Annotated in this window: 16 protein-coding genes and 1 pseudogene; 9 read left to right on the top strand and 8 right to left on the bottom strand. The window is 72.0% G+C overall.

All coding sequences use genetic code 11. The annotated features are described in order from the left end of the window. Nucleotides 1-28: 28 nt before the first annotated feature. The 4 genes from Dvina_RS41365 (at nt 29) to Dvina_RS41350 (ending at nt 7,355) form a co-directional block, all read left to right on the top strand. On the top strand, nt 29-1,291 hold the full coding sequence (locus Dvina_RS41365; RefSeq protein WP_223095675.1) for a glycoside hydrolase family 3 N-terminal domain-containing protein: 1,263 nt from the start codon (nt 29-31) through the stop codon (nt 1,289-1,291). Between the two features lie 151 nt (nt 1,292-1,442). Continuing rightward, nucleotides 1,443-3,635 carry a hypothetical protein gene (locus tag Dvina_RS41360; protein WP_223095673.1) on the top strand — a complete coding sequence of 731 codons (2,193 nt, stop codon included), beginning with the start codon at nt 1,443-1,445 and terminating at the stop codon, nt 3,633-3,635. Further along, nucleotides 3,628-4,218, top strand: coding sequence for a hypothetical protein (locus tag Dvina_RS41355; protein WP_223095671.1), 591 nt, complete (start codon nt 3,628-3,630; stop codon nt 4,216-4,218). The genes Dvina_RS41360 and Dvina_RS41355 overlap by 8 nt, the downstream gene beginning before the upstream one ends. Next, on the top strand, nt 4,215-7,355 hold the full coding sequence (locus tag Dvina_RS41350; protein ID WP_223095669.1) for an ATP-binding protein: 3,141 nt from the start codon (nt 4,215-4,217) through the stop codon (nt 7,353-7,355). The genes Dvina_RS41355 and Dvina_RS41350 overlap by 4 nt, the downstream gene beginning before the upstream one ends. Here Dvina_RS41350 and Dvina_RS41345 read toward each other — a convergent pair. The 8 genes from Dvina_RS41345 to Dvina_RS41310 form a co-directional block, all read right to left on the bottom strand. Next, complete coding sequence (locus Dvina_RS41345) at nt 7,347-7,730, bottom strand: YccF domain-containing protein (RefSeq protein ID WP_223095667.1); 384 nt, start codon at nt 7,728-7,730, stop codon at nt 7,347-7,349. The two genes, Dvina_RS41350 and Dvina_RS41345, sit on opposite strands and share 9 nt — an antisense overlap. A 141-nt stretch (nt 7,731-7,871) precedes the next feature. Then, nucleotides 7,872-9,731 (bottom strand): choice-of-anchor P family protein, encoded by a 1,860-nt coding sequence (locus Dvina_RS41340; protein ID WP_223095665.1) that lies wholly within the window; start codon nt 9,729-9,731, stop codon nt 7,872-7,874. 201 nt (nt 9,732-9,932) lie between these two features. Next, a complete protein-coding gene (locus tag Dvina_RS41335; protein ID WP_223095663.1) occupies nt 9,933-11,135 on the bottom strand; it encodes a pyridoxal-dependent decarboxylase in 1,203 nt (400 codons plus the stop codon). Beyond that, complete coding sequence (locus Dvina_RS41330; RefSeq protein WP_223095661.1) at nt 11,132-12,019, bottom strand: hypothetical protein; 888 nt, start codon at nt 12,017-12,019, stop codon at nt 11,132-11,134. The genes Dvina_RS41335 and Dvina_RS41330 overlap by 4 nt, the downstream gene beginning before the upstream one ends. Then, complete coding sequence (locus Dvina_RS41325) at nt 12,012-13,472, bottom strand: APC family permease (protein WP_223095659.1); 1,461 nt, start codon at nt 13,470-13,472, stop codon at nt 12,012-12,014. Before Dvina_RS41325 ends, Dvina_RS41330 begins: the two co-directional genes overlap by 8 nt. A gap of 361 nt (nt 13,473-13,833) precedes the next feature. Continuing rightward, nucleotides 13,834-14,244, bottom strand: a complete 411-nt coding sequence (locus Dvina_RS41320) for a hypothetical protein (RefSeq protein ID WP_223095657.1) — start codon at nt 14,242-14,244, stop codon at nt 13,834-13,836. 86 nt (nt 14,245-14,330) lie between these two features. Further along, nucleotides 14,331-15,632, bottom strand: a complete 1,302-nt coding sequence (locus tag Dvina_RS41315; RefSeq protein WP_223095656.1) for a condensation domain-containing protein — start codon at nt 15,630-15,632, stop codon at nt 14,331-14,333. An 11-nt stretch (nt 15,633-15,643) separates the two neighbouring features. Then, entirely contained in the window at nt 15,644-15,844 is a 201-nt protein-coding gene (locus tag Dvina_RS41310; RefSeq protein WP_223095655.1) for a hypothetical protein, read from the bottom strand. A 416-nt stretch (nt 15,845-16,260) separates the two neighbouring features. On the opposite strand from Dvina_RS41310, the gene Dvina_RS41305 reads away from it, so the two are divergent. The 5 genes and pseudogenes from Dvina_RS41305 to Dvina_RS41290 all read left to right on the top strand — a co-directional run bounded on the left by Dvina_RS41305 (nt 16,261) and on the right by Dvina_RS41290 (nt 21,735). After that, nucleotides 16,261-17,259: a hypothetical protein gene (locus Dvina_RS41305; protein ID WP_223095654.1), complete on the top strand. Its 999-nt coding sequence runs from the start codon at nt 16,261-16,263 to the stop codon at nt 17,257-17,259. A gap of 142 nt (nt 17,260-17,401) precedes the next feature. Beyond that, entirely contained in the window at nt 17,402-18,049 is a 648-nt protein-coding gene (locus Dvina_RS41300) for a vWA domain-containing protein (RefSeq protein ID WP_223095653.1), read from the top strand. A 21-nt stretch (nt 18,050-18,070) separates the two neighbouring features. After that, complete coding sequence (locus Dvina_RS41295) at nt 18,071-18,700, top strand: hypothetical protein (protein WP_223095652.1); 630 nt, start codon at nt 18,071-18,073, stop codon at nt 18,698-18,700. Further along, nucleotides 18,697-19,263 (top strand): annotated as a pseudogene (locus Dvina_RS55850) (AAA family ATPase); the annotation flags it as partial. The gene Dvina_RS41295 and the pseudogene Dvina_RS55850, both read left to right, overlap by 4 nt. Nucleotides 19,264-19,275: 12 nt before the next feature. Further along, nucleotides 19,276-21,735: an ATP-binding protein gene (locus Dvina_RS41290; protein WP_246655648.1), complete on the top strand. Its 2,460-nt coding sequence runs from the start codon at nt 19,276-19,278 to the stop codon at nt 21,733-21,735. Nucleotides 21,736-21,759: the final 24 nt, after the last annotated feature.

The following is a 21,759-nucleotide window of genomic DNA, read 5'->3' as shown; positions in this document are numbered from 1 at the left end:
TTTCCCGCCCGCGGATGGAGTCGAACGGATGCCGAGAGGAACGCGCCGGATCGCCGAGCGCGGGCGGATCGGGCCGTTCCCCGTGTGGGCGGTCGTGGCGTTGGCCGCCGTCGTGCTGATCGGCGGCGGTGTCGCGTTCGCCGTGGCCGGGTCCGGCTCCGACTCGCCGGTGGCCAAGCCCCCGCCCGGCGCCGCGCCCGGTGGCAGCGTGCAGGGTTCGGCGCCGCCGGGCACGCCGCCCGCCGCTGCGGGGTGCGCGGAGAAGCTCGTCGGGCAGCTGCCGATCGAGGAGCAGGCGGCGCAGCTGCTTATGATCGGTACTCCGCTCAGTGCACCCCTCAATGCGACGTCGACGATCCAGAAGTACAAAATCGGCGGCGTCTTTCTGGCGGGACGATCGTCGGCCTCCGCGGCGTCGCTCAAGCAGCAGATCGGGCAGCTGCAGGAGGCGGCCCAATCGAGTCTCGGGATCGGCCTGCAGATCGGCATCGACCAGGAGGGCGGGCAGGTCCAGACGCTCAAGGGTGCCGACTTCCCGGCCATCCCGACCGCGGTGAACCAGGGGAAGCTGGACAAGACCGAGCTCGGGGACCGCACGGCCGAGTGGGCCCGGCTGCTCAAGGGGATCGGCATCACGATCGACCTCGCGCCCGTCGCGGACGTGGTCCCCACCGACGTGGGCAAGAACAACCCGCCGATCGGAGGGTTCGAGCGGCAGTACGGCGCCACGCCCGACCCCGTCGCCGAGGATGTGGTGACGGTGGTGCAGGCGATTCAAGGCGTGGGTGTACTGACGACGCTCAAGCATTTCCCCGGACTGGGCCGAGTCCGGCTCAACACGGACACGTCGACGGGCGCCCAGGACCCGCTGACGACCGCCGACGACCCGATCCTCAAGCCCTTCGCCAGCGGCATCGCCGCCGGGTCGGCCGCGGTGATGATCTCGTCCGCGGCGTACCCGAAGCTCGACCCCAAGAACGTCGCCGCCTTCTCCCAGCCCATCGTCACCGGCCTGCTCCGCGAGAAGATGGGCTTCACCGGCCTCGTCCTCTCCGACGACCTGGGCTCCGCGGTGGCCGTGAGCTCGACCCCGGTGGGCCAGCGCGCCGTGAAGTTCATCCAGGCCGGCGGCGACATGGCCCTCAGCGTCCGCCTCTCCGACGCCGCCCCGATGACCGAGGCCCTGGTCGCTGCCGCGAAGGCCGACCCGGCGTTCGCGGCCCGCGTGAAGCAGTCGGCCATCCGAGTCATCGAGAGCAAGCTCCGCGCCACCGTCGCCCAGTGCCGCTGAGCCGGTAGGCGCCTTCGGTGGCGCGCCGCGAGCCGGAACGGTTGGGCCAAACGGCGCGCACAGCCTGACGGTCGTCGATGTCATTCCCCGCTGTCCGTCAGTAACGTGACGTCCAGATCGGTGGTCACCCGCGAGGGCCGGCGATTGGGGGGTGAGCCCGCTGACGCCCGAATCACTGTTCGATCCGGCCCGTGCCCGGACGCGAGCCGAGCTCGGCGCGGCCCTGAATGCCCTGCGTGACCGTCAGGGGCTCACGCTCGGGGAAATCGAGAAGAGGACCAGGGACCGGCCGCTGCCGCTCAAGAAGGCCACCATGAGCAAGGCGTTCAACGGCAGGACGCTGATCAATCATCGAACGCTGCTGGCCCTGCTCGCTGTCTGCGATGTTCCCGAGCCGTTGCACCAGCCGTGGCTCGAAGCCCGGCAGCGGATCTGGGCCGCGGAGCGGGGCGCCGCCGTGCGCCGAGCCGCCCTGGACCGGTTCGACGCCGCGTCACCGCGGGACCTCGGCATCCACAGCGCGATCGGCGATCCGGCCGCGGCCGACGACCTTCCCGAGTACGTCGAGCGGGACTTCGATTTCGGACTGCGGGCCGCGCTGGCCACCGACGGTTCGAACCGCGGCCGCTTCGTGGTGCTCGTCGGCGGCTCGTCGACCGGCAAGACCCGCTCGCTGTACGAGGCGGTCATGGCCGTCGCGCCGAACTGGTGGCTCATCCATCCCAGCGAGACCGACGAGCTGCTGCAACTCCGGCATGACCCGCCCAGCCAGACCGTCTTCTGGCTCGATGAGCTCCAGCGTTATCTGGGCGGCCGTCCGCACCTTTCGTCCGCCTGCATCGGCGCGCTCATGCGCAGGCCGAATCTCATCGTCGGCACGCTGTGGCCAGATCAGTACGACGCCCGGAGTGCGCCGGGGCTGCGCGACACGGACGAGGCCGCCGACGTGCGACGACTGCTGCAGACCGCCATCGTGATCGACGTCCCGGATGCCTTCAGCCCGGCCGAGCTGCAGGAGGCCGATGACAAGGCGGCGGTGGACAACCGGATCCGGATCGCGCTGAACACGCGTGACACCGGGGTGACCCAGGCCCTGGCCGGGGGCCCCGCGCTCGTGCGCGCCTGGACGATCGCGCCCAATCCCTACGCGAAAGCGATGATCACCGTGGCGGCTGATGCGCACCGGCTCGGCGTGCAGGCGCCGCTGACCGAGGATCTGCTCGCGGCGGCCATGTTCGGCTATCTGCCTGGCCCGCAGCGCGTCGCATCTGTGGATGAATGGCTGCACCACGCGCTGCCGCACGCAACCCGACCGCTGCACGGCGATGTGACGGCGCTGCGGCCGATGGACGGCGGGCGCCCCGGCACGTTCGCCGGGTACATCGTCGCCGACTACCTGGCCCAGCACCTCGGGCGTCACCGCCGGACGGAGCGTGTGCCGCACGAAGCCTGGGACGCACTTGTCACCCGGATCAACCGCCCGGCCGACCTGCGCCGGCTCTCGGACAGCGCCACGGCGCGGCTGCGGTTCGTCTACGCTGAGCCCGCCCTCGAACGACTCGCCAACGAATTCGGCGACGGGGTGGCGGCAACCGAGCTCGCCCAGCTCCTGATCCGCCAGGACCGGTTCGAGGCGGGAATACGGGTCCTGCGCTGGAGGCTGGACAGCAATCCGAGAGACCGCAACGCGAGCTGGCATCTCGCCCGGGCGCAGGAACTCTGGGAATTGGCCGAGCAACTACGCCCGGCGGCCGCCGGTGACGCGGCCGTCCGTCAGCGTCTTGACGACATGCTTGCCGACGGTGGTGTATGCGACGACCTGCGCCGGCGGGCCGATGCCGGGGACGTGCTCGCCGGTGAGGAACTGGTCGAGCGCTTGGCCGACCTCGGCCGCCTTCGTGAGCTGGAGGAGCGCGCGGACGGCGAACACCGGTACGCCGCCGAGGCCCTTGCCGACCTGTACCTCACCCGCGGGGACCTCGCACGGCTGGAGGCCCGGGCCGGCGCCGGCGATCCGGCCGCTGCGCTGCGCCTGTCGAAAGCTCACGCCGAAGGCCGGCATCCAGAGGGCGCTGAGTCGCAACTGGCCGCGCTACGGGCCGCGGCTGGCCCGGATCCGGAGGCGGCCCGCCAGCTCTGCGCCCTGCTGTTCGCCCTGCGCGACGTCGAAGGCCTCCAGGCCGAGGTAGAGGCCGGCACGCTCGGCGCGGCCGACCGGCTGCTCGCGCTCTACACGGCCGACGAACTCAAGTCACCGCAGCAAGTGGCCCACCTGCGCGCGTTCGGCCTGTCCGCCGACGGACGGCCTCTCTCACCCCCTTCCGGAAGGACCACCGATGTCTGACGACCTGACTCCAACGGACTACGCATTCCTCATCCTGCTGCAGCTCGAAAATCGCCAGCTTTCCAACACCCAGATGGATAAGGCTCATGGGGTCAGGCTGATCGGCGACAACTTCGCCCGGCTCAACGGGAACGGCTACGTCGAGTCCGAGACCAAAAGCCGCCCCTATAAGCACAAGTTGTCGGAGAAGGGCAAGAACACGTTGCAGGACCGGTTGACTGCCGTGGGGGAGGGTTCGGACAAAGAGAGGCAACTCTGGGCCGCGCTGGCTGCCTTGCACGCTCACCTCCTCGACGCGCCCCGACGGCCACAGGCGCGGGGTGGACTCGATCAGCGGATCCGGTCGGCCTACACCGAGCTCGCCACTGAGGCCGGCGCCTGGGTGAGCCTGACCCGGCTCCGGCCGCTGTTCAGCGACGTGTCGAGGGCCGACCTGGACGCGGCACTCGAGCGTTTGTACAACACCCCGGACATCCAGCTGGAGCCCGAGGCGAACCAGAAGACGCTCACAGTCGAGGATCGCCGGGCGGCCGTGAAGATCGGCGGCGAGGCCAGGCACCTCTTGGCGATCGGCTTGCGATGATCAAAGAACAACGCGCCGCGCTCGCTGCCCTTCGCCTGAGCTGGGCGCCGGTGCCGGACGACGTCTGGCGGCGTTCACCGCTGCACGTCGACGGTCTGTACGAGGACGTGCTGGAGGATCTGATGGCGGGCGTCGAAGACGCCGCCGCCAGCCCCGGTCCCAGCCCGATCAGCCTGGCGATGCTGGGCCGCGGCGGCTCGGGCAAGACGCACATGCTCGGCTGGCTCCGCGAGCGCGTACAGGAACGAGGCGGATATTTCTTCCTGGTCAGCCTGCTCGACGAGAAGAGCTTCTGGCCCAGCGTCCTGGCCTATATGCGGGAGAGCCTGGCCCGGCCGGTGCTCGGCGGCGACATCACCCAGCTTCACCTGCTGCTGCGCCGGTTGACCTCGCGCATCGGCGCACCCCGGACGGCCCGCCGAGCGGTCATGGGGGAAACCGAGCTGACCCGTCCCGCGCTTGATGCCTTCATCGAGGGGCTGCTGGCGTCGGATGAGTTCGAGGCGAATCTGAGCCGGGACACGGCGCGGGCCCTCGCCCTCAGCGTCTCCACCAGGTCCGAGCATCGCGACATCGCCGACAGCTACTTCGACTCCGACGAAGAGTCGGTGGCCGGTGAACGGAGCTCCTGGGGCATTCGGCGCCGGCCGCACACTGCGGAGGACATCGTCCACGAGCTGTCGATGCTGCTGGCCCTCACCGGTCCGGCGGTCATCGCGGTGGATCAGATCGACACGCTTGTCGCTCAGGCTGAACTGAGCGCGGATCTGGAGCTCAACACCGACTCCCAAGCCAATCGCGCACAGGCGACCGCGCTTGAGAGCGTTGCCGGTGGTCTCCTCCGCCTGCGTGAGCGAACACGGCGAACGCTGACCGTCGTCGCGTGCCTGCCATCGACTTGGACACTGATCGCCCAACGCGCGACGACCACCATGGACGACCGGTTCCGCGGCACTCCGGTGCTCAAGGGAGTCATCGACGCCCGGCTCGCCCAGGAAATCGTCGAGCGGCGGTTCGCCGTCCGTTACGCGGCGTTGAAATTCACGCCGCCCTACCCAACCTGGCCGGTCCGGCCGACTGCGTTTTCCGCGGTCGGCCTGTACACGCCGCGCCAACTGCTCAAGGAGATCGACAGTCACGTTCGGGACTGCCTGCGGTCGGGCGAGTTGCGGGAGCTGACGCATCTGAACACCGTTCAGGACGTCGACGAGCCCACGATCTCTGTCCCGGTGACGCCGGAGGCGCCCGATGAGGTCCATGAGCGGATCGAGGCGCGGTTCGAGCAGCTGCGGCGCGATGCTGAGGTCACGGCCGCGCTCGAGGGGGCCACAGAGGACTCCGTATTTCCGGAGCTGCTGGCGGCCGGGTTGACGGCATGGATTCTCGAGCGTGGCGAAGGGGCCGAGGTGTTCACGCTCGACCCGCCGCCCAGTGCCAATCCCGACCTCCACGCGCGGCTGCGGCGGACACTCGATGAGGGGACGGAGGACCAGGTGCACTGGTGCTTCCGGGCCGTCAGCGACACCCATCAGGCACTTGCCGCGCTGAATCGGTTTCGTCGCGCGCGGCGGGCCGCGGGGCTCTCCGCCGAGGTACCCAAGCGCAAGCTGGTGCTGATCCGCAATGGGCCGTGGTCGTCCGGGGCGAAGACACAGGCGGAGATCAAGGAGTTTCAGCGCGCCGGCGGGCTGACGCTCGCGATCGACGATGCGGATCTGCGGACGCTCTGGGCACTGCGGGAACTCCAGGACGAGAGCCCGACGGAGTTGCAGGCGTGGCTGGTCAAGCGGCAGCCGACAGCCGAGGTCGCACTGTTCAGGCGGGCGCTGGCCGACGCGGGCACCTGGAGCGAGGCCGAGGCCCGGGCGCGTATGGCGCTCCGCGAGGCCGAGCCCGTCGCTGCGGAGATCGTGGTCGGCTACGACCACGAGGGCGGGCAGCCGGTCCGGGTGCCGCTGGAGGCGCTGCGCAAGCACGTAGCTATATTCGCGGGCTCGGGGTCCGGCAAGACGGTGCTCATCCGGCGGTTGGTGGAGGAGTGTGCGCTGCACGGAGTGTCGGCGATCGTGCTCGACCCCAACAATGACCTGGCTCGGCTCGGAGACCCATGGCCGGAGGCGCCGGAGTCGTGGGGCAGCGGGGACCGGGAGCGGGCCGCGGAGTATCTGGCCGAGACGGAGGTCGTGGTGTGGACACCCCGCCGTGAGGCCGGGCGGCCGCTAAGCTTCCAGCCGCTACCGGACTTCGCGGCCGTCCGGGCTGATCCTGACGAGTTCGCCGAGGCCGTCGAGGCGGCGGTGGCGGCGCTGGCCCCGCGGGCCGGGCTCGGCGGGCGCACGACGAAGGCGCACCTGGGGCTCGCGGTCCTGCGGAAGGCGACCGAGCACTTCGCGCGCTCGGGCGGTCAGGGCCTCCCAGCGCTCATCGGCCTGCTCGCCGAACTGCCTGATGGGGTCAGCGGGCTCGCCGATGCGGACAAGATCGCGGCCGGCCTGGCCCAGTCGCTCACCGCGGCCATGGACAACGACCCGATGTTCGGCGGTAGCGGCGCACCGGCGGACCCAGGCGTCCTGCTGACTCCGGCGCCCGGCAAGCGGGCCCGGATCTCGGTGATCAGCCTGATTGGGCTGCCGTCCGAGGACGCCCGGCAAGGCTTCGTGAACCAGCTGCAGATGGCGCTGTTCGCCTGGATCAAGAAGCATCCGGCCCGGAACCGGCCACTGCTCGGCCTGTTCGTGATGGACGAGGCGCAGACGCTGGCTCCCTCGGGCGCGATGACGGCCTGCACGCAGAGCACGCTGGCGCTGGCCGCGCAGGCGCGCAAGTACGGGCTGGGGCTGCTCTTCGCGACCCAGGCGCCGAAAGGGCTGCACAACCGGATCTCGGGCAACGCCACCACCCAGTTCTACGGCTTGCTGAACGCCCAGGTGCAGATCGATGCGGCGCGGGAGCTGGCCCGGGTGAAGGGTGGTGACGTGCCGGAAGTCGGGGGATTGCGGGCGGGCGAGTTTTATGTGGCGGTGGAGGGGGAGCCGCCGCAGAGGGTTCGGGCGCCGCTGTGTCTCAGCCACCACCCGTCGGCGCCGCTGACGACTGAGGAAGTCGTGGAGCGGGCCGGGTGGGGTGGGTCAGTCTAGATCTACTACCTCGCGGCCCAGGGGCCAGAAGGCGGCCGGGACCAGTTTGAAGTGGGCGATGCCGAAGGGGATGCCGATGAGGCTCACGCACAGGGTGATGCCCGCCGTGATGTGCGTGAGGGCCAGCCACCAGCCGGCCAGGACGACCCACAGGATGTTGGCCACGCCGGTGACGGCGCCCCCGCCGCCGTTCTTGGCGCGGACCGTGCGGCCGAACGGCCAGAGCGAGTAGATCGCCAGGCGCCACGACGCGATCGCGAACGGGATCGTGACCACGAGGACGAGGCAGATCAGGGCGGCCAGAGCGTAGCCGAGGAACAGCAGGAGGCCGCCGCCGAAGATGACCCACAGGACGTTCAGGACGAAGCGAATCACACTCCGATCATCCCGTACCGCCGCAATGGTCCGACCACGCCGATGCCCGATCTCCGGGTGAAACGGGTGCCCGATCTCTGGGTGAAATCAGGGGAACGGGGGGCGGGCCGCGGCCCACCCCCCGTCGAACGGCTCAGCGGGTCACACGGCGCAGGGGTTGCCCTCCACGTCGGCGTGGGCGGTGCCGATGACCACGTCGGTCAGGGGCAGGTGCAGGGCGAGCGCCTCCTGGGTCACGCTCGTCGCCGTCGTCGTCGTGGCGTTGAGCTTCAGGGAGCCGACCAGCAGCGGGACGGTCAGCGGGGCGCTGCCCACCGGGACCGCCACGCCGTTGACTTTCAGGGAGGAGATGCTCGACGAGCCGGTGAAGGCCGCCGTCCCCGCGCCCGTGCATGTCGCTGCGGCGCGGGACTGGACGATGCCGACCTCGATGGTCGTCGGGGTCAGGCCGGCCACCGTGATTTTGACGGACTGGACGGAGGCGGTCGACGTGGCGTTGTCACCCGCCGCCGGCGGCGTGGTCAGGTCGTCCGGCGTGAGCGCCGTCGTCGCGTTGAGGGTCGTCGACTGTACCGTGACCAGCCCCGACGTCAGCGCCAGCGAGGCGGTGGTCTTGACGTCGTCGGCGCAGGGGACGTTCGCCGGGTTGGCCGCGGGCGAGCTCAGCGGCCCGACCTGCAGGACGCGCGAGGTGCACGAGAACGTCCCGTTGCGGTCGTCGTCGACGATCGTCCCCAGACCGCTGCCGTCGGTCACGGCCGCGCCGTTCGCGTTCGTCAGGGCGACCGTGTAGGTCTCCGCCGGCTCGTCGGTCGTGTCCTGCAGGATCGGCACGACCACCGGCTTGCTCGTCTGGCCCGGGGTGAACGTCACGGTGCCCGAGCTCGCCGTGTAGTCGCTGCCCGCGGTGGCCGTCCCGTTCGCGGTCGCGTACTGCACCGTCACCGGCGCGGTCGCGGGCGCCGACAGGGTCACCGTGAAGGTGGCGTTGCTCGCGGCCTCGTTGACCGAGACGTCGTTGATGCTCAGGCCGGGCACGACGACCGCGATCGTCTCCACGAACGCGGCGCCCTGGCTGACGCCGTCGACCTTGAAGTCCACCTTGCACTGGTAGGTGCCGGCGGGCGCCCCGGACGCGACGGCGACGTGCTCGGTGAAGTCGGCGGTGGCGCCGCTGTCCACGGTGCGGTCGGCCGGCGTGAACGTGACCGCCAGGCTGGGGCTGCAGTCGAACGTCGACGGGGCGACCTTCACCTGGATGGCCTTGATGCCCTCCAGGATCTTCGCGCTTACCTGGTCCGCCGACGGCGCGGCCAGATACACGCCGCCTGTCGCGTCGGTGATGGCGACCGCCTGGCCGCCGCTGTTCAGGTTGCCGACGTCGACGGCCACCACGTGGATGCCGGCCGCTTGCAGCGCGGCGATCGCGTCGGCCCGGCTGTGTCCGCCGCTCGGGTCGTGCGACGGCGCATCACCGAAGATGACGACGATGCGGGTGCCGGCGGTGCGGAAGTGCACGGCCCCGGTCGCGAGCTGGTACAGCGCATTGATGCCGTCCTCCGGTGTGTCGCCGCCGCCGCCCGCGGCCCACAGGTTGATGCCGCTCTGGACCGCACTCTGGTCGGCCGTGATGTCCTGCCGGACGGTGAACGGCGCCGAGTCGGCGGTCAGGTCCTTGTACTCGGCCGCCCCGAACTGCGCACTCGGCTGGGCCGCGGCGATCTGCGTCATGATCGAGCTGGCGTTGGAGCGGACGTTGGCGATGGCGCCGCCCATGCTGCCGGTCGTGTCGGCCAGAAACACGATGTCGGGATTCGGCGGCACCGGTGCGGTCTCGACATGCTTGTCGACGTCGGCGGATTTCCCGGGTCCGAGCGTGAGGTTGACCGATGCCGGAGTGACACCGGGCGCGGCCAGTGCGGCGGCGGGTGTGAATGCGACAAGGGCGCCGGCGATCAGCGCCAGCGCCGCGGCCGATGCCGTTTTGCGGGGGTACGACACGTGCTCCTCCTCGTGGTTCGGCACAAAACCCGAGGAAGAGTCAAGCAATGCATTGTGTGCGGGCGACAGCACTTGTGGGATCAGAGTCGTTCTTGTAAGCCGAGCGCTTTCCCGCCGTACAAATTCAGCCGTGTGAGTTTATGAATGCGTGGCCGGCTCATTCACTCACTCCACCATTCGTGGATGTGTATAGAACCGGACTCAGGAGGCCAGGGCGTCGGAGATCAGGCCGAGGCCCGACGCGGCGCTGAGCGCGTCACGCAGATCGGTCACGAAGCGGTCGACGCGCTCGCGGGGGACGCCCGGCATCATCACCGCGTGTGCGTTGCCCAGCTCGTCGGTCGCCAGTGGCCAGCGCTCCAGCAGGGGCTGCGGCGGGCGGGGGAAGACCACCGTGAAGGCGCGGGACTGGGCCCGCCAGGCCGGCCAGCCGATGCCGCGCAGCTGCTGCTCCAGATAGCGGGCCAGGTTGCGGGCGCTCTCGGCCCGGGTGCGCAGACCCGGGCGGCCCCAGTAGCGCAGCAGGTACCACAGCCACAGCGGCGCGTGGCCGGAGCGGGAGCCGGTGATGGTGCTGTCCGGGGCGGCGGTGTACGTGATGTCGCCCCGGTCGGTATGGCGGTCGGCCAGGGCGATCACCACCCCGCACGGGAACGGTGTGGCCAGGAACTTGTGGCCGCTGATGGCGATGCTGTGGGCACCGTCGGTGAAGGTGAACGCGGGGCGGCCGATCGGGTCGTCAAGGCCCAGCGGCACACCGGCCAGTGCGGCGTCGGCGTGGACCCAGCGCTGCTCGAGCGTGATGCCCGCCGTGTCGAGGGCCAGGCCGATCCGGGCCACGTCGTCGACGGCCTCGGTCATGGTGGTGCCGACCGAGGCGACGACGATGACGCCGGTGCCGCGGCGGTGGCGCTTGTCGCGTACGACCGCGGCGTGCAGCAGGTCGTAGCGGATCTCGCCGCGGGCGTCGGTCGGGATGACGCGAACGCGCATGCGCAGCAGCTCGGCCGCCTTGGCCACGCTGTAGTGCGCGGCCGACGAGCAGTAGACGGTCGGGGCGGCCAGCTGCCGGCGAGCCTGCCACAGGGCCCAGTGGGTGCTCTCGGTACTGCCGGTGGTGACGTACCCGTGCCGGTTGTCCAGCGGCGCGTCGAAGAGGTCGGCCAGGAAGCCGACGACCTCGTACTCGAGGTGCTTGGTGTGCATCCGGTATGCGCCACCGGGGGCGAACGGATGCCCGACGTTGTTGAGCAGCAGGCGCTCGAACGGGGCCAGCGCACTCATGTCGGGCAGGTCCGTCGCGCCGGGGAACCCGAGGTCGTAGTCGCGATGCTGGAGCAGGTCGGCGTGCAGCTGCTCCAGGCGGCCGGCTACGGTCGGGTCGCCCGGCAAGAGGGGGTTCATCGGGGCCGCGACCCGTGGTCGATGATCCGGCCGATCTCGCCCATCCACCGCCACACGTGGTACATGGGGTCGGACTCGGGCGTCTCGGCGATGGCCGGGTTCCAGCGCCAGTGCATGCTCGGGGTGCCGTACTGCAGGTTGCCGTCGCGCACCGAGCACTCCACGGTCATGGCGTTGAACTGCAGCTCGCCGCCGCGGTCCAGGACCAGCATGGTGCCGTCGATGAGCCGGGCGTAGCAGCGCCCGGGCAGGTCGGCCTCGCTGCGCGCGGTGCGCTGCGCGGTCGGCCAGTCGCCGTGGGGCGTGTCGAGCGTGACCACGCCGATGCCGGCGAAGACCGCCTGGCTGGACATGTCGTCGGTCTTGTTGCACATAGCCGTGCGCGGGTCGAACCGCGGGTCGGCGGCGAAGCCCTCGCGGGCGTGCTGGGCCAGGCCGTAGAGCAGGTGCGGCAGCGACGCCGCCTCCTCGTCGGCGAGGAAGATGCGGGTCGCGGTGCGCAGCTGGTCGTAGAGCTGGCCGGAGGGCTCGCAGTAGAACAGCGCCATGCCGTGCGGGGCGAGCGGGTCGCGGCGGCGGCGCTCCCAGGCGTGCCGGGCGTGCAGGAACGAGAAGCGGCGCAGCCGGGCCACTATCGCGCCCCGGTAGGTGGGCGTGATGTCCACCGCGGGCGGGGCCGGGGGCGCGGGCGGCTCGTAGGCGCCGTGGCCGTGGCCGGGCTGCTGCGAGTGCCGGGGGCCGGGGATGCGCGGCTCCGGCTCGTAGGACGGCTGCTGCACCTCGCTGGTGCGCTCGATCGCCCACCACGGTACGGCGGCGGGGTTGGGCTGCTGGGGGCTCTGCGGATTCCAGTCCGACGACATAGTGGCGCGCGGCTCAGACATCGAGGTCCTGGAGGCGCTGGTCGAGTACCCGCAACGGGTCCGGCCGGCCCTTGCCCACCTCGGCCAGGACGGAGGCCCGCCGGGCCCGCATGGTGAAGCCCCAGACGACGCCGGCGATGACGGTGAGCACGACCGCGGCCGGGATGATGGCCTGCAGCGGGGAGTCGTCGGCGATGGCCAGCAGCGACGACAGGTGCGACACCATGATGGCGAGGACGCCGACCCCGCCGATGACGCCGAGTGAGGGCAGCACGGTCGTGGTGAACAGTCCCTCGGTGCTGCCGCCGCCGCGACGGTAGAAGCGGATCGCGCCGGCCGAGATGAGCACCAGCATGACCAGGATGCCGACGGCGCCGGCCGCGGAGAACCAGGTGAAGATGACGCCGATCGGGTCGGCGCCGGCCGCGGCGAACAGCCCGACGACGACGAGCGCGGAGATGCTCTGCACGATCGAGCCGCCGGTCGGCGCGCCCTGGGCCCGGCCGCGGGTGCCGGTGCGGGCCAGCCAGCCCGGCAGGACACCCTCGCGGGCCATGGCGAAGAGGTACCGCGCGATCGTGTTGTGGAACGAGAGCATCGCCACCGTCACGCTGGTGACGAGCAGGAGGGTGGCGAGCAGGCTCAGACCGCTGCCGTACCACTGGTCGAAGAGCCCGAACGGCAGGCCCGCGTCGGGGTTGGCGGCGGTCGTGGCGATCTGCTTGTCGCCGACGGCCACGGCGAGGGCCCAGGCCGAGAAGCCGTAGAACAGCGCCATGAACAGGACCGCGGCGAGCGTCGAGCGGCCGATGCTGCGGCTGGTGCGGACCTCCTCGGAGTACGCGGGTGCGGTGTCGAAGCCGATGAAGGCGGCGATGCCCAGCGCGAACGCGCCACCGATGCCGGGGGCCCACAGCCCGCTGAGGCTGATCGGCGCGGTGGTGATGGAGCCGCCGAACGGGTGGGTGAAGCTGGCGATGTCGAACAGCGCGATGACGGCGAGCTCGACGCAGAGCACGGAGCCGACGACGAAGGCCGACAGGGAGACGTGCAGCAGGCCGCAGACGGAGACGATGAGCCAGATGACGGCCGACCACAGCAGCCAGGGGCCGCCGACCAGGCCGGAGACGGTGACGCCGATGAGGCCGTACAGGCTCATCTGGATCGCGGAGTAGAAGACCAGGGCGAGCGCGCCGCCGGTGAGGCCGGCCACGGGGCCGAAGGCGTGGGCGAGCAGCGCGTAGGCCGGGGCGGCGTGGGGCACGGTGCGGGACATGGCCACGTATCCGACCGCGAGCAGCCCGAGCAGGCCGCCCAGCAGTGGGAATGTCAGCGGTGTCGCGGTGAGTCCGGTGGCGGCGTAGGTCGCGACGATACCGCCGGCGAGGACGGCCATCGGGGAGCTCGCGCCGACCTGGAACAACCAGACGCCGCCGCCGCTCATCTTGCGGCGGGTGAGGCCCTGCGTCGTCATCGCCGACCACCGTCCACAGTGGCGTTGACCAGGGAGATCATGGTGATGGTTGGTGCGGAAGGACGCATCGCGGCGCGTACTCCAGTTCCAGGCTGGGGGCCGAAAAGCATCCGACCACGGCAGTCAATGTGATAAATGTCGCTGCGCAGTCTAGCCGTGTGGATCACGAACCGGATACCTACCTGACCTGCGGGGAATTTCACATTCCGCGGCGCCATGATCACCATCTGTCGACCTCGATGTTCGCGAAGTAAGGATCCTTTGTCGAGTCGGCGATCCGATTGGAAAACCGGTACGAACGTCGATCAAAGGGGTCCGTCGGACGGCGTCATGCCCAAGATCCAGCTGGATAATCGGATCGCTACTCGTCGAGCCAGCTGATGGTCCCCGGCTCCACCCGCGGCGGCTTCGGGGCGAGGGGCGCGAACACGGGCCGGGGCGGCGGTGGCGGCGGCAGCCGGGGCGGCGCCGGCGGCGGAGGCGCCGGCGGGTCGTACTGCCACGGCTCGGCGGTCTCGTACTCGAACCCGTCGACGGGCGTGGCCTCCACGCGGATCCGGGTGACCGCGGGTGCGGGGGTGCGGTAGGGCCGCACCGACAGCCGGGGCGCGGGAGCGGTGGCGGGCTCTTCCCTGACCGGCGGTGGGACCGGCCGGTTGGTGGACGGCGGCCGGCTGAACACCCCGGCGGCGGTCTCCCGCGTGACGAACTGGTCACGAACGGGCCGAGGAGCGGCGGGCTCCTCCTCCTGGCGACGCTTGAACCTGACCACGCGCGGCACCTCCTCGGCGTCGGTATCGGCGTGAGGCGTGGTGGCTTGCCCGGATGTACGGACGTGGGCGGCGCGGGGATCAGCGGCTATGACAATTCGGCCACCACCACCGCCTCCATCCCGCGCACGCACGCCTCCAGCGCGGCCGGCGCGATGTGCTCGGTGTCGCCGCAGATGTCCAGGTCGACCGTGTCGGGGTCGGCGCTGATGGTGAGGAACAGCCGCTCGTTGGACCGGTCCTGCCGGGCGATCCAGCGAAACGTCGTCTCGCTCAGGGCGGCCTGAAAGTTACCCGCCCCGGCGTCCGGCGCCGGCACCCGCCGGTCATTGAAGTAGCACGCGATGTCGATGTCCTGGCCCCGCTCGGCACTGACCCGGGCGATCAGGGCGTCGAGGTCGTCAGGGTCGAAGTACGCGTGTTTGTACGCCGCGAGCGCGCGCTGCCCCGTCTGCTGGACGGCCTCGGCGAAGGGCCGGTCGGCGACGTCGAGGACGCACAGGGCGGGCTGGCTGACCGGGCTCACCGATTCGGCGAGGGCCCGGCGGAACCGGTTGCTGACCACCACCCGCACGACCACGGGATGCACTCCGGTCGCCCGGGCAAGGGCTACCGCAAACGCCGTCAGCAGTACCGTCGTGCGGTCGGTCCCGGTGCGGCGGGCGACCTCCTGGGCCGCGATGTGCAGCGCCCGGGACGTGAAGCGGGCCTGCCAGTGCCGCGGCGTGCGGGCGTCGAGCGGCCCCGGGAACCGCTTGGGGTCGATGGTGCGCAGGATCTTCTCCCAGTGGCGCAGCGCCGCGGCCGACTGTCGCCGGCCCGCGTCCGAGCGCTGCCACTCGGCCTGCTCGAGCGGTGACATGGCGCTCGGCTCGTCGAGGGTCTCGCCCCGGTGCCACCGGGCGACCTCCCCGGCCAGGATCAGGCCGCCGAAGCCGTCGTTCACGAGGTGGCACACGACTGTGACCTGGTGGGTGAGCGCGCCGCGGTGCCGGATGACGGCGGTCCGCACCGGCCAGTCGCGCTCGAAGTCGAACGGGGTGTCGTGCAGCCGCCGGCTGACCTGCTCGGCCACCGCCCGGGGGTCATCGCCGTCGGCGGCGTCGACGACCTCGATCTCGACGGTCCCCGCGGCCGCGACGACCTGCAGGGGTGGGCGGCCGTCACGCAGGCGCAGCCGGGTCCGCATCGACGGGAAGCGCTCCAGGATGAACCGCAGCTCGGCCGCGATGTCGCCGGGCGTGCGATCGGCCGGCAGTGGCAGGACGATGCCCATCGGCATCCAGGTCTGCTGCCGGACCATGCCGCCCCAGAGCTCGCGCTGACCCCAGGACAGTGGCGCGGTACCGCTGCCGCCGCCCTGAAAATGCACCACGATCGATTCCGCCATACCGGCGGAGTCTACGTGGGCGCGCTCCCACGGTCGCCGTCCGCGGTCGGATTGTTGAGGCTGCGCAGGCGCTGAATCCGCTCGGTGAGGTCGGCCGTTATCTCGTCCGGGTCGGCCCCGCCCTCCAGTGCGTCCGACCGCGCCGTGCGCAGCTCGCGGTGGAGCAGTCGGGCGAGCCGGTCTTCCGGCGGGTCCGCAGCGTGGGAGGCCATGCACTCATGCTGGCAGATCCGCGCAGCCGCGGAACGGCCCCGGCGCTGCCATCCGCGGCCTGCGATCAAGGTGTGGCCGAACGGCGGCCGTGGCCCGCGATCCGGCAGTGCGGATCGGCCGGACGGACATTGATCGCGGCCATTGTCCGGATCGGAGCCGGTGCGGCCTGCGCCCGGCCCGGCGGCGATCCCGGACGGGGTCGTTCGTTCGCCAACGAGACCATCCCCGAATCCGCGGCGGGCGCTGGTCCGTATCGGCGCCGCAACTGTCCGGAAGGTCGATCCATTGCCATCTGACTGTGCGCTCATGCACCGAAACGGCCCGTGCATTCTGAAAAGGCGCGATGCCAGACTGGGCTCGCCATAACCCCCTGGCAAATCCAACCTACTCCGACCGCGTGTCGAAGGGATTCGTCATGCCTCGATCCCGGGCGGCCACGGCCGACGAGATACGCCGGCTGGCTCGGCGCGGCGAGCTCGCCGTCAGCGTCGCGAACGCCGACTCGCAGGAGCGCCACCGGCTCGTCGGCGGCACCTACAGTGTCGCCTTCCCGGTCGTCTACAGCGGCCTGACCCGAGGGCTGGAGAAGCGCCGCGGCCACAACGGCTGCGCGATCTCGGTCCGCCACCTCACCGCCGACTGCCTCGACCGGTTCCAGGACGACGTCGAGGCGGTGGTGCACGACGTGGTGCGCCGGGCCGTCGAGCCGATCGCCGACCTCGACGCCTGGATCGGCGGCCTGCTGACCTCGGCGACCGTCGACGGCCACCGGCGCCGCCGCGGCGCGATCGGCGCACTGCAGCGCCCGCGCCCGCCGAAGTGGCTCGTCGCCGCGCTCGGCGGCGACCGCTGGCTGGTGCACCTGAGCGTGCAGATCCTGGTGTGGGCGGGCCACCCGTCGACAGCGGGCGCGGAGGTGTGGCCGACGTCGACGTGGGCCGAGGAGCGCTCTCGCATCACCGGCGACTGGGGCGCCGTCGCCGACGTGCATCGCGACATCGACACGGTACTGCGGGCGATGCGCACCCGCCCCGCCTGGTACGAGCGGTACGTCGAAGGCCCGCTCGGCCACAAGCGCGCGCCCGTCCCCTGGTTCGAGCCCGAAACCGTCGACGGGTCGGCCGGGCGGGCGCTCGACCTCGTGGGAGCGGGTGAGCGGGATGAGGTACACCTGCAGGATCTTGCTCATGAGGCGATGACCGCGATCCAGGCGCGGCTGCGGGCCGGGGAGGACGCCCCGAGCGCGGTCGCCGACGTCGTCGAGCTCGTGTTCGGCAGCGGTGGCCGCCCGCCCATCGACCGGCTGCCGCTGGAGGCGGACCTCGGCGGCGAGCACGTCACGCGGATGATGCGCGACCGCGCGGAGCGGGACCGCATCACGGCCGCCGTCCTGGCCATCGTCGCCGATCTCTGACCCCGCGCCGATCCTCCCGGCTGCTGCGAACCGATCCGTCAGGGACACATCGCGGTGGGTGCGTCCGCACCCGCCCCCTGACGGCGAGGGGACACCAGGAGGAACTATGCACGAACCGTCGGAACCGCTCACGATATTTCCGGTGTTTTTGCTCGTCGACGTCAGCGTCTCGATGGCCGGGGCGCCGATCGAGGCGCTCAACCGGGCGCTGCCCGAGATGAAACGGGTCATGCAGTCCGATCCGACCGTCGGGGAGATCGTCCGCATCGCCCTCGTCACCTTCTCCGACGAGGCGCGCACGGTGATCCCGCTGGCCGACCTCGCCCATACCGACATCCCGGAGGTGCTGATCGAGGGCGGCACCAACTTCGCCGCGGGCCTGCGGGGCGTGCGCACCGCCATCGAGGCCGGGCTCGGCGCGCTGCCGAAGGGGACGCCGGTGTATCGGCCTGTCGTGTTCTTCATGAGCGACGGCGCCCACCAGGCGCGCGAGGACTGGGGACCGGCCCTGCACCAGCTGCGCGACCCGCACTGGAGGTTTCGCCCCGAGGTGGTGAGCTTCGGGTTCAACGACGCACCGGACGACGCCCTGCGCCAGATCGCGACCAAGTTCGCCTTCCGGGCCCGCGACGCCGACCCCGCCACCCAGGTCCGCGACATCATGAACGCCCTGATCGGCAGCATCATCACGACCTCGGCCGGCTTCCGCCATCCGGCCCGGCCCGGTGGTGGCCTGCACCTGGAGACCCCGCCCGACCACTTCACCCAGCTGCCGCCGCTCACGGTCTGAAGCGGTCCGTCAAGGTTTGACATGAGCGACGTGCGCGGAACCGCCCGACCGGACCGGCACCTGGACGCGGTGTTCGTCGCCGACCCGCGCGGGGAGCGGGGGCTGGAGTGGGTGAGCGGCGAGACGGTACTGCTGCGCCGCCTGCTCTATCCGCGCTCGATCGGGCTCGGGAACGCGGTCGAGTACGTCGACGGGACCGGCACGGCCGACGAGGTGCGGGCCCATCTCGGCGCGTCGATGCTCTTCCTCGGCTGCGGTGTCTCGCCGCCGGCGGTCCTGCGCCTGGCCGGCCCCACCGAGCTGGACCTGACCGGCGTGGCCGGGGCGGCCTGCGGCGGGCTGGCGATCCTGCCGCCGCTCGCGACGGGCTTCCCGGCCGTCTCCGATGCGCTGCTCGCCGCGGGGTTCAGCGGTGTCGTCGGGTGGCGGCGGCCGGTGCCGGCGCCGGTCGCCACGGCGATGCTGTTCCTGCTGCACCTGCGGCTGGTCGACGGCGGGCTCCCGCCGCCCGTCGCGGTGCGGGCGGTGCGCGTGCACCTGCGCGGGGCCGACGCCCGGCCGGCACCGGTGCTGCCCGAGCATCACGTGGCCACGCTGGCCGGCGGGCTCGCCTGGGGGCACGCCGACTCGCTGGTGTACCGCGGCCTATGACAGGCGCACCGCGGCCGCGGCGGCCCGTCCGTCAGTTACGGGTAGGCACCGGACCGCTGCCACGAGAGGATGGCCCCATGACGGTATCCCGCCAGGTCTTCGTCGGCCGGGACGCCGAGCTGGCCCAGCTGGAGTCGAGCCTTGTCGATGCCGCGGAGCGCCGGCCGGCGACGGTCATGCTCGGCGGCGAGGCCGGGGTGGGCAAGAGCAGGCTGCTGCAGCAGTTCGTGGCGGCGGCGCGGGGGGAGCGGCACGGCGCGTTCGTGCTCATCGGTCGGTGCATGGACCTGGCCGGGGGGACTGTCCCGTACGCGCCGCTCGTCGACGCCCTGCGCCGGGCTCGGGCCGAGGGGGCCGACGGGCTCAGTCTCGGGGGGTCGGCGTACACGGCGCTGTCCGGGCTGATCGCGGACTTCACCGGTGAGCAGCCGGCCGCCGGGGCGACCGCGCCGGGCGGGTCGCAGCTGCAGGTGTTCGGCGCGGTGATGCGGCTGCTGGAGCAGGTCGGCGAGCAGGCGCCGGTGGTGCTCATCTTCGAGGACGTGCACTGGGCCGATCCGTCCACATTAGACCTGGTGGCGTTCCTGACCCAGGCCAAGTCGGCCGAGCGGCTGCTGCTGGTGTGCAGCCACCGCACCAACGACCGGCACGGCGACGGGCGCCTGGCCGCGCTGCTGGCCGAGCCGCAGTTCGCGCTCGGGATCACGCCGATCGAGCTGGGCCGGTTCAGCCGCGAGGAGCTGCGCGACTTCCTGGCCGAGGCCGGGCCGGGCGCCCCGTCGCGCCGGGACGTGGACCAGGTCTTCCAGCTGTCCCAGGGCAACCCGCTGTTCGCGGCCGAGCTGCTGCGCACCGGGGCGGCCGCGGCCGCCGGTGGGGCGTCGGTCCCGGAACGGCTGCGGGCGATCGTCCTGTCGCGCTACCAGGAGCTGTCGGCCGACGGTCAGCAGCTGATGCGGGTCGCCGCGGCGGCCGGGCAGCGCATCGGCGGCTCCCTGCTGATGGCCACGAGCGGCCTGCCGCCGGCCCGGCTGCTGGAGGCGCTGCGCGAGTGCGTGGACGGTCACGCGCTTGTCGTGGACCGGGCCGACGGCAGCTACGTGTTCTGGCACGCGCTGCTGCGCGAGGCCGTCTACGAGGACCGGATCCTGCCGCTGGAGCGCTCGCTGCTGCACGCCCGGATGGCCGAGGCGATCAGCGAGGACGGGGAGCTCGGGCAGGTCACGGGCCTGTCGGCGAAGGCCGCCCTGGCTTACCACTGGTTCCAGGCCGGCCGCAAACGTGAGGCGCTCGCGGCCGCGATCCAGGCGGCCGAGGCGGCGGTCGACGGGCGCACCTACCCGGAGGCGCTGCTGCTGTACCGCCGGGCCGTCGAGCTGTGGCCGGCCGTCCCCGAGCGCGACCGCCCGGCCGGCGCCGGGTGGACCCGCCTGCTGACCGAGGCCGCCGACGCCGCGCGCTGGGCGGGCGAGGTCGCCTACGCGGTCACGCTCATCGAGCGGGCCATCGAGGCCACGCCGAGCGCCGAGCTGTGGGAGCGGCTCGGCAGCTACCGGTGGGAGGCCGGCGACTACCCCGGCTCGGCGGAGGCCTATGAGCAGGCGGCCGCGCTGATGGACGGCCGGCCGGGCGGCACCACGATGGCCCGCGTGCGCAACGGCCAGGCGATCGCCGCGCTGCAGGGCGACCGCTACACCGAGGCGCTCGCGCTGGCCGACGAGGCGCAGGCGATGGCGGCCGAGGCCGGCAACCGGGGGGCGCAGAGCCGGGCCCTGGGCATCGCCGGGCTCGCGCTGGCCCTGCTGGCCCGGCCGGACGAGGGCGTGCAGCGGCTGCGCGAGTCGATCCGCATCGCCCAGTCCATCGAGCACCTCGAGCATCTGTTCCGCGGCTACGCCAACCTCGGTGTCGCGCTCGAGATCGCCGGACGGCTGCGGGAGTCGGTGGACGTCGCCATCGAGGGCCGCAACCACGCCCGGCGCCTGCGTCTGGACCGGGCCCGGCAGGGCGCCGTGCTGGCCAACAACGCGGCCGCCACCCTGGTGCTGCTGGGCCGCTGGGACGAGGCCCTGGGCATCATCGCCGAGGAGCTGCCCGACCGGCCGGTCACCGAGACCCGGTTCCTGCGCCTGACCCTCGCCGACGTCCAGGTCGCCCGGGGCGAGTTCGAGGCGGCCCGGGCGGCGCTGGCCGAGGTGCAGGGCCCGGCGTCGCCGCGCTTCGGCGGCCTGCGCGCGGTCTGCGCGGCGGAGCTGGCCTACTGGGACGGCAGGCCGGCCGCCGACGTGCTGGGCGCGGTCGAGGACGGCTTCACCGCACTCGGCGGCGCCGCGAACGAGAACACCACAGTCGCGCTCCAGCTGTGCGCGGCCGCGCTGCGGGCGTGGGCCGACGAGAGCGACGCGCGGGTGCGCCCCGGCGACCGGGCGTCGCGCGAGCCGGCCCGCGAGCAGGCCGACGAACTGCTGCGCCGGGCCGAGGCCGCGGCCAAGCCGCAGGCCCGCAAGCTGCCCGAGATCCGGGCCCTCATCGCCTGGTGCGAAGCCGAGCGCGACCGGGCCGCCGGCGCCGCCACCCCCGAGACCTGGGCCGCCGTCGCCGAGCTCTGGGACGCGGCCGAGCGGCCCTACCCGGCCGCGTACGCCCGCTTCCGCGCGGCCCTCACCGCCTGGCCGAAGGACCGCCCGGCCGTGCGCCGCCACGCCCGCGCGGCCGCGCAGACGGCCGACGAGCTGCGGGCCCGGCCGCTGGCGGCCCGGCTGGAGGGCCTGGCCCGGCTGGCCAACTTCGAGCTCCGCCCGGCCGGCGACGCGCCCGAGGCGGCCGCCGCGCCGGCGAACCCGCTCACCCCGCGGCAGCGCGAGGTGCTGCTGCTGATCGAGCAGCGCCGGCTCAGCGATCGCGAGATCGCCGAGGAGCTGCACATCGCGGTCAAGACCGTGAGCCGGCACCTCGGCGACGCCGGCACCGTGCTCGACGTCAAGGGCCGCCACGTGATCGCGAAGATCGCGCGCCAGCGCGGCTATCTCGACTAAGCGTTTGTCAATCTTTGGCCGGAG

Source organism: Dactylosporangium vinaceum (genome assembly GCF_019904175.1).
Lineage (GTDB): Bacteria > Actinomycetota > Actinomycetes > Mycobacteriales > Micromonosporaceae > Dactylosporangium > Dactylosporangium vinaceum.
The sequence above is the reverse complement of the archived record's forward strand: the minus strand, read 5'-3'. Positions and strand labels throughout refer to the sequence as shown.